The organism is Faecalibacterium sp. An121 (assembly GCF_002160915.1).
Classification (GTDB): Bacteria; Bacillota; Clostridia; order Oscillospirales; family Ruminococcaceae; genus Faecalibacterium; species Faecalibacterium avium.
The window spans coordinates 1-9,876 of the sequence record NZ_NFLM01000035.1 but is presented as its reverse complement, the minus strand read 5'-3'; the positions used below and the strand labels follow the sequence as shown (position 1 = coordinate 9,876).

At 60.3% G+C, this 9,876-nt stretch carries 11 protein-coding genes; 6 read left to right on the top strand and 5 right to left on the bottom strand.

Annotation, left to right across the window (positions count from 1 at the left end; all coding sequences use genetic code 11):
• Positions 1-341: GNAT family N-acetyltransferase (locus B5E66_RS12265; RefSeq protein ID WP_087233633.1), on the bottom strand; the 341-nt coding region annotated here is incomplete at its 3' end.
• Between the two features lie 17 nt (positions 342-358).
• The gene (locus B5E66_RS12260; RefSeq protein ID WP_087233630.1) at positions 359-1,663 is read right to left on the bottom strand and encodes an L-cysteine desulfidase family protein; all 1,305 of its coding nucleotides are present in this window, start codon (positions 1,661-1,663) and stop codon (positions 359-361) included.
• A 564-nt stretch (positions 1,664-2,227) separates the two neighbouring features.
• On the opposite strand from B5E66_RS12260, the gene rny reads away from it, so the two are divergent.
• Complete coding sequence (rny, locus tag B5E66_RS12255; RefSeq protein WP_087233627.1) at positions 2,228-3,811, top strand: ribonuclease Y; 1,584 nt, start codon at positions 2,228-2,230, stop codon at positions 3,809-3,811.
• A 72-nt stretch (positions 3,812-3,883) separates the two neighbouring features.
• Here rny and B5E66_RS12250 read toward each other — a convergent pair whose 3' ends face one another.
• Together B5E66_RS12250 and B5E66_RS12245 are read right to left on the bottom strand one after the other, a co-directional pair.
• Positions 3,884-4,114 (bottom strand): DUF4318 domain-containing protein, encoded by a 231-nt coding sequence (locus B5E66_RS12250; RefSeq protein ID WP_087233624.1) that lies wholly within the window; start codon positions 4,112-4,114, stop codon positions 3,884-3,886.
• 51 nt (positions 4,115-4,165) lie between these two features.
• A complete protein-coding gene (locus B5E66_RS12245; RefSeq protein ID WP_087233621.1) occupies positions 4,166-5,116 on the bottom strand; it encodes an ROK family glucokinase in 951 nt (316 codons plus the stop codon).
• 208 nt (positions 5,117-5,324) lie between these two features.
• Here B5E66_RS12245 and B5E66_RS12240 point away from each other — a divergent pair, with 208 nt between their 5' ends.
• Positions 5,325-5,903 carry a hypothetical protein gene (locus B5E66_RS12240; RefSeq protein WP_087233618.1) on the top strand — a complete coding sequence of 193 codons (579 nt, stop codon included), beginning with the start codon at positions 5,325-5,327 and terminating at the stop codon, positions 5,901-5,903.
• Positions 5,904-6,151: 248 nt separating this feature from the next.
• On the opposite strand, the gene B5E66_RS12235 is transcribed toward B5E66_RS12240, so the two are convergent.
• Complete coding sequence (locus B5E66_RS12235; protein ID WP_242956053.1) at positions 6,152-6,337, bottom strand: hypothetical protein; 186 nt, start codon at positions 6,335-6,337, stop codon at positions 6,152-6,154.
• Between the two features lie 413 nt (positions 6,338-6,750).
• On the opposite strand from B5E66_RS12235, the gene B5E66_RS12230 reads away from it, so the two are divergent.
• From B5E66_RS12230 to B5E66_RS13260, 4 genes are all read left to right on the top strand, one after another.
• Positions 6,751-7,608, top strand: coding sequence for a hypothetical protein (locus B5E66_RS12230; RefSeq protein WP_087233615.1), 858 nt, complete (start codon positions 6,751-6,753; stop codon positions 7,606-7,608).
• A gap of 128 nt (positions 7,609-7,736) precedes the next feature.
• Positions 7,737-8,339 carry an RICIN domain-containing protein gene (locus B5E66_RS12225; protein WP_087233612.1) on the top strand — a complete coding sequence of 201 codons (603 nt, stop codon included), beginning with the start codon at positions 7,737-7,739 and terminating at the stop codon, positions 8,337-8,339.
• Between the two features lie 72 nt (positions 8,340-8,411).
• Positions 8,412-8,888 (top strand): NUDIX hydrolase, encoded by a 477-nt coding sequence (locus B5E66_RS12220; RefSeq protein WP_087233609.1) that lies wholly within the window; start codon positions 8,412-8,414, stop codon positions 8,886-8,888.
• A 233-nt stretch (positions 8,889-9,121) separates the two neighbouring features.
• Positions 9,122-9,748, top strand: a complete 627-nt coding sequence (locus tag B5E66_RS13260; RefSeq protein WP_087233606.1) for a hypothetical protein — start codon at positions 9,122-9,124, stop codon at positions 9,746-9,748.
• Positions 9,749-9,876: the final 128 nt, after the last annotated feature.

Sequence of the window (9,876 nt, the reverse complement as noted above, 5' to 3'; positions counted from 1 at the left end):
CGGGCCTGGTCGATGACGTGGTGCAGCAGGCGGGCGGCACAGCCCTGCCGGCGGAAATCGGGCAGGGTGTCCACGCCAAAGATCATCTGCCAGGCGCCGCTCTCGCTGTGGAGAGAGGCGTCCTCGTACATCTCATCGGCCAGGTCGGGCGTGTCGGTGCACATCCCGTTGACAAAGGCCACCGGCTTTCCTTCCTCCAGCAAAAGCCAGAAGTGTTCCGGATAGACGGCCAGACGGCGGGCCAGGCTTTCCCGCCCGGCTGCCTCGGCGGCCGGGAAGCAGGCCGCTTCGATGGCGGCCAGGGCGTCCAGATCCGCCGGCACGGCAGTGCGTATCTCCATGGTTTTGCCTCCCTCCTTCACTGGTCCTGCAGCATGATCTTAACGATCTCTTTGTCGGTCTCCCGCATCCCTTCGCGGCCCAGCTGGCTGACGTTCCGGATGGTGTTCTCGACGCCCTTGGTGACGATGCCGTCCCCGGCGCGGAACTGCTGGCCGTTCAGGTACATATGGTAGCCCATGATGCCCGCCTCCACGCTGGACGCGATTTTGGCGGCGCAGCTGGGCTTGGCCCCATCGCAGATGATGCCCGATACGATGGCCAGCGCATTGACCAGGGTGTGGGCGATGGCCTTGTAGTCCGCCCCCTGCAGGTAGGCGATGCCGCAGCCGGCGGCGCACCCGGCGCTCACGGCGCCGCAATAGGCCGACAGGCGGCCGATGCCGCTCTTTTCGTGGATGGCGATGAGGTTGGAGACGGCCAGCGCCCGGTACAGCCGGTCTTTGGGAACGGCCAGAGCCTTGGCGTACTCGATGACGGGCACCGACACCGTGATGCCCTGGTTGCCGCTGCCTGAGTTGATGACCACCGGCAGCTCACAGCCGCTCATCCGGGCATCCGAGCCGGCTGCCGCCTTGGCGATGGCCCGGTTGCGCACGTCATCGCCGTAGAATTTCAGCATGGTGGAACCGATGTTGGCCCCGTAGTCGCCCAGCAGCCCCTCCTCCGAGATCTGGGTGTTGTACCGGATCTGGGTGTCCAGTACCGGGCGGATGTCATCCAGCTCGCAGCTGTCGGCAAAGTCCAGGATATCCGCGATGGTCAAAAGGCTCTTGTCGGTCAGACCGGCCTCGGCGGGAGCCTCGGCGCAGCCGCCGGCGGTCAGGGCCTGCTGCCGGTCCAGCAGCACCTGCCCGTCCTTTTCGATGGATACGATGTTGGTGTGGTACTGGGCGATGCGGACCCGGGCGCTGTGGGGGCCGGCGTACACCGTCAGGATGATATCAAAGATGACGCCGTTGTCCACCGGCTGGATGTGCATGGGCGCCTGCGCCAGAAACGGGCGCAGCCGGGCCTTCTGCTCGCTGGTCACGGACGAGATGACCTCGAGGGCCTTGTCGGCCTGGCCCGCCACGATGCCGGCGGCGGCTGCCGCTTCGATGCCTTTCAGGCCGTCGGTGTTGGGCACCACCACGCTTTTGACGTTTTTGATGATGTTGCTGCTGACCCCGATCTCCACCCGGTCGGGCATGGCCTCCAGCACCTCCCGCGCCTTGGCGGCGGCATAGGCAATGGCGATGGGCTCGGTGCAGCCCATGGCAGGGATCAGCTCTTCTTTCAGGATCTGTACATAGGCCTGATAGGTCCGGCTGTTCTTTTCCATCGTTCAATCTCCTTTTGGGGCAATCCCCCGGGGCGTATCCGGGAAAGGCGGGCGCCCCTGACGGATACACCTGAAAAATCTCCCTTAAATATACACGTTCCGCGCTTCCATTGCAACCGCCAGGAGGGGCGCCGCTCTCCGCCGCGGGAAAATGTAAAAAAATCCTGCATGGTTTCGCCCCCTTCCACTTGACAATCCAGCGGATGTTTCGTAAACTAATACATAGATAGACAACGGGGTCTTTGGGCTGCATGGGCAGCCCGAGCGCCCCTTTGCTGGGCAGCGTGCTGCTGTGCCCCGCCGGTTGGCGCGGGCGGCGGCGCGCCCCCGCGGATGCTGCTTGCAGGGCTTTCGCCCCCAGACGGAACCGAGTGTATAGCCGCTCGTTTATATTTATAAGCTTGATACTGTAAAATGGAAGCCGCCGACCCGCACGCCGGCCTTGGTCTGTGTGCGGTTTTGTTGTGTTTTTTGATCAAAGGCTCACTTATAGATAAAATCGGATTATGCCCGCGCTCTGCCGCAGCGTCCCCAAAAGTTTGTATTTTTGAGGAGAATGAAACAATGAATACGACCACGATCATCTTATGTGTCGTGATCGCTATCGTCGTTCTTGCTGCCGGTGGAGCGGCGGGCTTTTTTGCGGGGTTCAGCTACCGCAAAAAGACCGCTGAGGCCCAGATCGGCAGCGCCGAGGCCGAGGCGACCCGGCTGGTGAACGAAGCGATCAAGACCGCCACCCAGAAAAAGAAGGAAGCCATCCTGGAAGCCAAGGACGAAGTGTTCCGCATGAAGGCGGAGGTAGACGCCCAGAAGGCCGAGGCCGACAAGGAGATCAAACAGCGCCGGGCTGAGATCAGCCGGCAGGAAAACCGCATCGACCAGAAGGAAAACGCCCTGGACAAAAAGACCGAGGCGCTGGAAAAGCGGGAAGAGGATGTCAAAAAGAAGATGGCCGAAGCCGAGGAACACCTGGCCGAGGCCGACGCTCTGCGCGCCAAGCAGATGGAGCGGCTGGAGACCCTGGCCGGCCTGAGCCAGGCCGACGCCCGGGAAGTGCTGCTGAACAAGGTGGACGAGGAGCTGGTGCACGAAAAGGCTCTGCGGGTGGCCACCTATGAGTCCGACCTGAAGGACGAGTGCGAGAACATCGCCCGGGACATGATCGCCCAGGCCATCAGCCGCTGCGCCGCCGACCATGCCAGCGAGACCACCGTCACGGTGGTGCCCCTGCCCAGCGACGAGATGAAAGGCCGGATCATTGGCCGCGAGGGCCGCAATATCCGCGCCTTGGAGACGGCCACCGGCGTGGACCTGATCATCGATGATACCCCCGAGGCCATCACCCTGTCCTCCTTTGACCAGACCCGGCGCGAAGTGGCCCGCATGACCCTGGAGCGCCTGGTGGGCGACGGCCGTATCCATCCCGCCCGCATCGAGGAAACGGTGGAGAAGTGCCGCCGCGAGCTGGAAGTACAGATGAAGAAAGAGGGCGAGCGGGCTGTTATGGAGCTGGGCGTCCATGGTCTGCACCCCGATCTGGTCAAGCTGATCGGCCGCCTGAAGTACCGCACCAGTTTTGGCCAGAACGCCCTGGTCCACAGCATGGAAGTGGCCTGGCTGGCCGGCCTGCTGGCCAGCGAGTTGGGCGTGAATGTCACCATGGCCCGCCGCGCCGGCCTGCTGCATGACATCGGCAAGGCCCTGGACCATGAGATCGAGGGCAGCCACGTCCAGATCGGCGTGGATATCTGCCGTAAGTACAAGGAAAACAGCCAGATCATCCATGCGGTGGAAGCCCACCACGGGGATGTGGAGCCCAAGACGGCCCTGGCTTTCATCGTGCAGGCAGCCGACGCCATCAGCGCGGCCCGTCCCGGCGCCCGCCGCGAGAACGTGGAGAGCTATGTCCGCCGCCTGGAGAACCTGGAGGAGATCGCCTCCGGCTTTGAAGGGGTGGAGCAGGCCTTTGCCGTCCAGGCAGGCCGCGAGGTGCGCATCATGGTCAAGCCCGACGTGGTCAAGGACGATCAGGTGATCCTGCTGGCACGGGCCGTGGCCAAGAAGATCGAGGACAGCCTGGACTATCCCGGTCAGATCAAGGTCAACGTCATCCGCGAGAGCCGCGCCGTAGAGTACGCAAAATAACAAACGAAACAAAACAACAGCCGCCGCCTTTCGGTAAGAAGGGCGGCGGCTGTTTGCTATGCTGCCAAAGGATTATTTTTCACGGCACTTGACGCCGTAATTGCCCCGGCTCCCGCTCTCGTATCCGCGGTAGATCTCATAGAGCTTTTCGTCGATGAGAACCTCGTCGTCACTGGGGAAGGTGCAGGAGAGGCCATTTTTCTCGCAGTAGGCGGCGATGGCCTGATGCGCTTTCTGGACGGTGGGGTAAACATCGGCGGGTTCGTAGGGGACCCAGAATGCTTTTTTCAGAACGTTCAGCATAACATGACACACTCCTTTTCATGGTTGGATGGATGCGGGGGAAAGGGCGGCTCAGGCGCCCACGATCAGACGGACGGCGCCGTAGATGCCGGCGTCGTTGCCCAGGCTGGCCTGCTTGATGGGAGTCTCCCGGCAGGACTTGAAGGCGTAGGTCTTGTAGTGCTCGGCCAGGGGCTTGAACAGCACCTCGCCGGCCCGGGCCACGCCGCCGCCCACCAGGAACACCTCGGGGTCGGCCGTGGCCGCAATGGTGGCCAGGGCCAGGCCCAGCACGTTGGCCATCTCGTCCACCTCGCGGGCGGCCAGAGCGTCCCCGGCCCGGGCGGCGTCAAAGACGTCCTTGGCTGCAAAGTCCCTGCCGCGCAGCACGCAGGGCTGGTCGGGGTTGGCCTCCAGCAGCAGCTTCATGCACCGCACCACGCCGGTGGCGCTGGAATACTGCTCCAGACAGCCGTGCTTGCCGCAGCCACAGGTGGCGGTCTCATGGGGGTTGACGGTGATGTGGCCGATCTCGCCGCCCGCTCCGTGGGCGCCGTCGATCACCTTGCCGTTGACGATGACGCCGCCGCCCACGCCGGTGCCCAGGGTGACCATGACGGCGCTGCGGCAGCCTTTGGCCGCGCCCATCCAGATCTCACCCAGGGCCGCAACGTTGGCGTCGTTGCCCACCATCACCCGGATGCCGCCCAGCAGGGCGGAGAGGTTGGCCGCCACATCCTGCTGGCCCCAGCCGCCCAGGTTGGCGCAGACGATGGGCACCACACTGGACTCCTGCACGGGGCCGGGCACGCCGATGCCCACCCCTTCGACCTGGTCGGAGGTCAGGCCCTTTTCCTGCATTTTGGCCTGCACGGCTGCCGCCAGATTGGGCAGGATGCGGAGGCCCTGCTCGGATGTGTCGGTGGGAACTTCCCACTTTTCCACCAGCTGGCCGCTGGTGGTGAACAGACCGACCTTGGCGGTGGTGCCGCCCAGATCGATGCCGAATGCGTATTCCTTCATGATCCATCTACCTCGCTTTTCGCCGGGCCGGGCCCGGGTTTCGTTTCTATCAGTATAACATACTTGCAGGAAAAATACAGGCCCTTTTGCCATTTTATGGGGGCGGGAAGGGGGCTTCTGTAAACATTTCATGAAATACCTTGACAATCCGCCCCCAAAGGGGTATCTTCAGGCAAACCAAAGAGGACCTGCAAAGGAGAGGATCGCCATGTCCCGTTTGGAAGAATTTGTCAGCCTGCTGACGGGCAGGTTCAACAACGACGCACAATACCAGGAAAAGCAGAAGGAAGGGCTGTCCTTCCCCTATGCCGAGCACGTCAACACGGTCTGCAACCAGAAGATCAACGGTCTGCCTGCGGACTTTGCCGGCGTCTTTATGGTGGAGGAGAGCTACTACACCACGGCCAGCGCCCAGAGCGGAGCCGAGCGGAAATTCCACACCAGCGCTTCCCACCACCTGTTCCTTTTCACGGAGGAACCGGAGGGGATCCGCCTGACCTCCTACGAGCTGCCCCAGGGCTATACCAAGGACAACTTTGTCTATGACCAGATCGGCCGGCTGGATTACGCCAGCCTCCAGCCCTCGGCCAAGTTTACCCCCGCGCTGTATGTGGAGCGGGACGGCGTATGGGAGGGCGGCAGCGTCAGCCATTTCAGCCCGGTGCTCACCTTCACCCTGTATGAGCGCTTCTCCAGCGACTGCCTGGAAGTGAGCGAAAAGATGGAGGTGCAGGGCAAGCCCACCTTCGGCTACGACGAGCCCATCCGCTACCGGCGGGCGGACTGAGGAGATGAACCAAAAGGCCGCCGCCCCCGGATCTCTTCCGGAGGCGGCGGCTTTCGTTTGCTTGGGGTGTATCCGAAAATTCCTCCATACTGTTCTATTCTACCAAAAAGCGCCATCTGCTGCGTTGCATTCGCTTGCATTCCACAAAGGAGTGCTGCGCTCATGCGCCTTGCATCTGGCACTTTCTGGCGAATATCTCAGCATGTTTGACTTCTCGGATACACCCAGGGGTATTGTTTGCGCTGGGTTCAGCGGGCTGCGCGCATCTTCATCGACGGACCGCTGCTGCGGGCCAGACGAGCCACCAGTGCCACCGGCCACAGCAGCGTCTTGACGGCTACCTCGACCGGCTTGACATCAACGGTGTCCATGCTGCTGATGCCGGTGAAGATCAGACAGGCAATACCACAGCCCAAAATGTAACAGTACAACATGTGCAAACCTCCACTTTCTGAATTTTGCGGCCCCGAAGGGCCTTTTTATAACAGGCCGGACAAAAGCCCGCGCCTTGTTTCCTTTTACATCCGGAAGGGGTGAACACCCTTCCGCAACACTACTATACCGCAGCCGGACGATAAAGTCAATGGGGCTGAATGCTGAAATAATGGAAGGATATGCCTGAATAAAAGTATAATCAGGAAAGTGAATCGCGAAAAAGCGGTTAATATTTTCATATTCGGGCGGAGCTGAAAATGTGTGCGCCTGCAAAGGACACCATCCCCGGCGGCAAGCCGAAAATCCGGCGGCCCTGTGCGCGGGATGAAAACAAATGAGAAAATGCGCAATGATCCGGCCGCCCGGCGCGTATTCTTCCAAAGGAGATTTTTGCCAAAAGGAGGCGGACAGGATGACGGTTTGGAAAAAGGGCCGGCGGGTCTGGGGGATGGTTTGCCTGCTGCTGGCGCTGGCGGCAGGGCTGGCGCTGCCCGCCGGGGCGGATGTGGGGCCCAAGCCCTCGGTGGAAGTGGTCTTTCAGGGGCTGGAGGGGCGGCGCTATTATGCGACCCTGCTGGGCAATGTCGCCCAATATGGGCCCTGGTCAGCGGAAGAAGAATACCTGGACTGGAAGGGGGACCCGGAGGCATGGGAAGCCTTTGCCGCCTATCCGGCGCCGGAGGGGTGGTATTTTTTGGGGAACTATGCCGACTGCACTGAGACGGGGCGGTTTGTGTGGAGCTATTATCCACCCGAGACGTTTTACATTCTGGTCTGGCTGCCGGAGGAGGGCCGCTGCCTGCGCAGCAGCCAGCCGGTGAGCCGCTATGCGTTCGACAGCCATTTCACCGTGACGGCTGCGGGGGAGAGCCTGACCGTGCGGTCCAGCTATGACTATGCGGGGGAGGTGCAGGGGCTTTTGGCGCGGGCGGCCCTGACCATCCTGATCGAGACGGCGGCGGGCGGACTGTTGTTTGGACTGCATCGCCGTGACCAGCTGGTCCTGATCCTCCGGGTAAACCTGGTCACGCAGCTGGCTCTCAACCTGCTGCTCAATCTCTGCGCCTATTTTGCAGGGCCCATGCTGGCAGGGCTGGCCTATGTCCCGCTGGAGCTGGCGGTGTTTGCGGCGGAAGGCTGCGTCTACGCCCGGCGCCTGCCCTGGCCCGAAGGCCAAAAACCGCATCCCTGGCTTTACAGCCTGGGGGCCAACGGGATATCGTTTGCCGCCGGCTGGACGCTGGCAGACCGGCTGCCCGGCCTGTTCTGAAGCGTTGACATGAAATTTATAAAAACTTTAGAGAATTTTATGAAAAACTGTACTTGTTGCCAGCGCCATTCTGTGCTATTATAAAAAGTACAAAGCCTGAACTATGCTCAACGAAAGGAGAGGTCATTATGGCACGGGCATCGCAGGTCGTTTTATCGGAGAACGAATACTACCTCATCAAAGCGCCCAACGGCAAGGTGCTGGAGGTCAAGGATTTCAGCACGGCCAACGGTGCGTTCATCCAGCTGTGGGATTATGCGGGCCATCCGTGGCAGCAGTGGCGCTTTGTGGACGCAGGAGAGGGCCGTTGGCGGATCCAGAACCGCTTTACCGGCAAGATGATCGACCTGGTCCAGGACGGCGTAGTGGAGGGCACCTGGCTGCACCAGTGGAGCCGCACCAGCGGCCTGAGCCAGTGCTGGATCCTGGAACCGCTGCGCAACGGGCGCACACGCATCCGCAGCGCCCTGGCAAACAAGTACATCGACCTGGTGGGGATGAACACCTCCAACGGGGCCCAGGCCCAGATCTGGCTTGAGGTGCCGGGAGGAAACCAGGAGTGGAACTTGGAGCGGGTGGACGACATCACCATCCGTCCGGCACCCCACACCGACGAAGTAGGGTATCCCCACGGGCAGACCCCGGCCCAGCGCCGCCATCAGGACGATCTGGTGCGCAAGCTGAACCAGTCGGGCAAGGGCCGCGGCGGCCGCAAGGGCAGCAAGGCCTGAAAAAAGAGAAACAGAGTGTGCCCCGCTGGGCTTTTGGGCGCCGGCGGGGCGCCTTTTTGGGAGGGAGAGCGTATGGCACTGGCACAGAATACCACCCTGTGCTATCTGGAGCGGGACGGCGCATGGCTGATGCTGCACCGCACCAAAAAGAAGAACGACTGCAACCACGACAAATGGATCGGGGTAGGGGGCAAATTTGAGCCCTGTGAAAGCCCGGAAGAATGCCTGCTGCGGGAAGTACGGGAGGAGACCGGCGTCATCCTGACCCGCTGGCGCTACCGGGGCATCATCACCTTTGTGCTGGACGGGGTGGGGGAGTATATGCACCTGTTCACCGCCGACCAGTGGCAGGGCGAGCCGGCCGTGGGAGACAGCGCCGAGGGCGTACTGGAGTGGGTGCCCCGCAGCCGGGTGCCCGAGCTGCCCATCTGGGAGGGGGACAAGCTCTTTTTCCGCCTGCTGGAGGAGGAGCGGCCCTTTTTCTCCCTCAAGCTGTGCTACCAGGGGGATACCCTTGTGGAAGCCGTTCTGGATGGGCGCAAGCTGTAAATTCAAACGAGTGCCCTGCCGTCTGGCGGGGCGCTTTTCGTTTGCCCCAAACTCCTCCTGCCCCAGAGTTAGAGATTCCAAACTAAATAAAATAAAGAAAAATGGGGAAAATTTGAAATTGGGTCTTGACACCGGGGGGGGTATGTTATGATAGGCACACAAAGGAAAGGACCTTCCTTTGAACCTGTTTTGGGTCTCTATCTTTTATACACCATAAGGAGGAAAAATTCATTATGAAACTCAAGAAGATTGCTTCTCTGGCGCTGGCCGGCATCATGGCCGTCAGCATGCTGGCTGGCTGCAAGGATGGTTCTTCTTCCAGCACCACTACCGATCCTGAAACCACTACTGGCATTGTGGCCGCAGTCAATAATGGACAGGATAAGACAAATGAAGTAAAGGTTAATTTTACTTCTAGTTCTGCACTGACCAATGCACTGAAGGGATATCTGGCGACTAAAGGTGATTCTGTTACAAGTCTGACGAGCATTGACCTTACTAAACAGCTTGGAAAAACGTATGATAGCGGTAATTTTAAGGATGACGTTACTACTACCGGTGAAAAAATCGCGGATGGCACTGTATTCGAGAAAATTTATTATGCTACCCCGATTGCCGTTGAGACTAATTATCCTCTGAATGAAGACGCGGCTCTGGAGATGCTGGTCGAGAAGGTTGATGACGTTGTAAATGATTTGAAAGCTCAGAGTGCTAAGGTTCAGCAGGGCGAGGAATTTTATAAGTACGAGTACACTGGTGAAATTAGTGACTTGGTTTCTGTGAAAACTTCTGAAGGTAAGACCTATTACTTCGCTGCCTATACCATTGCTCAGACTGTTACTAAGGCAAAGGCAGCCTGATAATTCCTGACTTTACTTATAACACCCCCGGGGCACCATACCGGGAGATGATATAAGGGGCGCACAGGTGCCAGAGACCACCTGCACGCTCGGGTAAAACACCCATCCGATGTGGCGGCAAAGAGGAA

Bases quoted from the DNA above. Each gene is read 5' to 3' on its own strand.
- B5E66_RS13260 (WP_087233606.1), top strand. From the start codon at position 9,122: ATGAAACTCAAGAAGATTGCTTCTCTGGCGCTGGCCGGCATCATGGCC.
- B5E66_RS12245 (WP_087233621.1), bottom strand. From the start codon at position 5,116: ATGAAGGAATACGCATTCGGCATCGATCTGGGCGGCACCACCGCCAAG.
- B5E66_RS12230 (WP_087233615.1), top strand. From the start codon at position 6,751: ATGACGGTTTGGAAAAAGGGCCGGCGGGTCTGGGGGATGGTTTGCCTG.
- B5E66_RS12235 (WP_242956053.1), bottom strand. From the start codon at position 6,337: ATGTTGTACTGTTACATTTTGGGCTGTGGTATTGCCTGTCTGATCTTC.
- B5E66_RS12250 (WP_087233624.1), bottom strand. From the start codon at position 4,114: ATGCTGAACGTTCTGAAAAAAGCATTCTGGGTCCCCTACGAACCCGCC.
- B5E66_RS12225 (WP_087233612.1), top strand. From the start codon at position 7,737: ATGGCACGGGCATCGCAGGTCGTTTTATCGGAGAACGAATACTACCTC.
- B5E66_RS12220 (WP_087233609.1), top strand. From the start codon at position 8,412: ATGGCACTGGCACAGAATACCACCCTGTGCTATCTGGAGCGGGACGGC.
- rny (WP_087233627.1), top strand. From the start codon at position 2,228: ATGAATACGACCACGATCATCTTATGTGTCGTGATCGCTATCGTCGTT.
- B5E66_RS12240 (WP_087233618.1), top strand. From the start codon at position 5,325: ATGTCCCGTTTGGAAGAATTTGTCAGCCTGCTGACGGGCAGGTTCAAC.
- B5E66_RS12260 (WP_087233630.1), bottom strand. From the start codon at position 1,663: ATGGAAAAGAACAGCCGGACCTATCAGGCCTATGTACAGATCCTGAAA.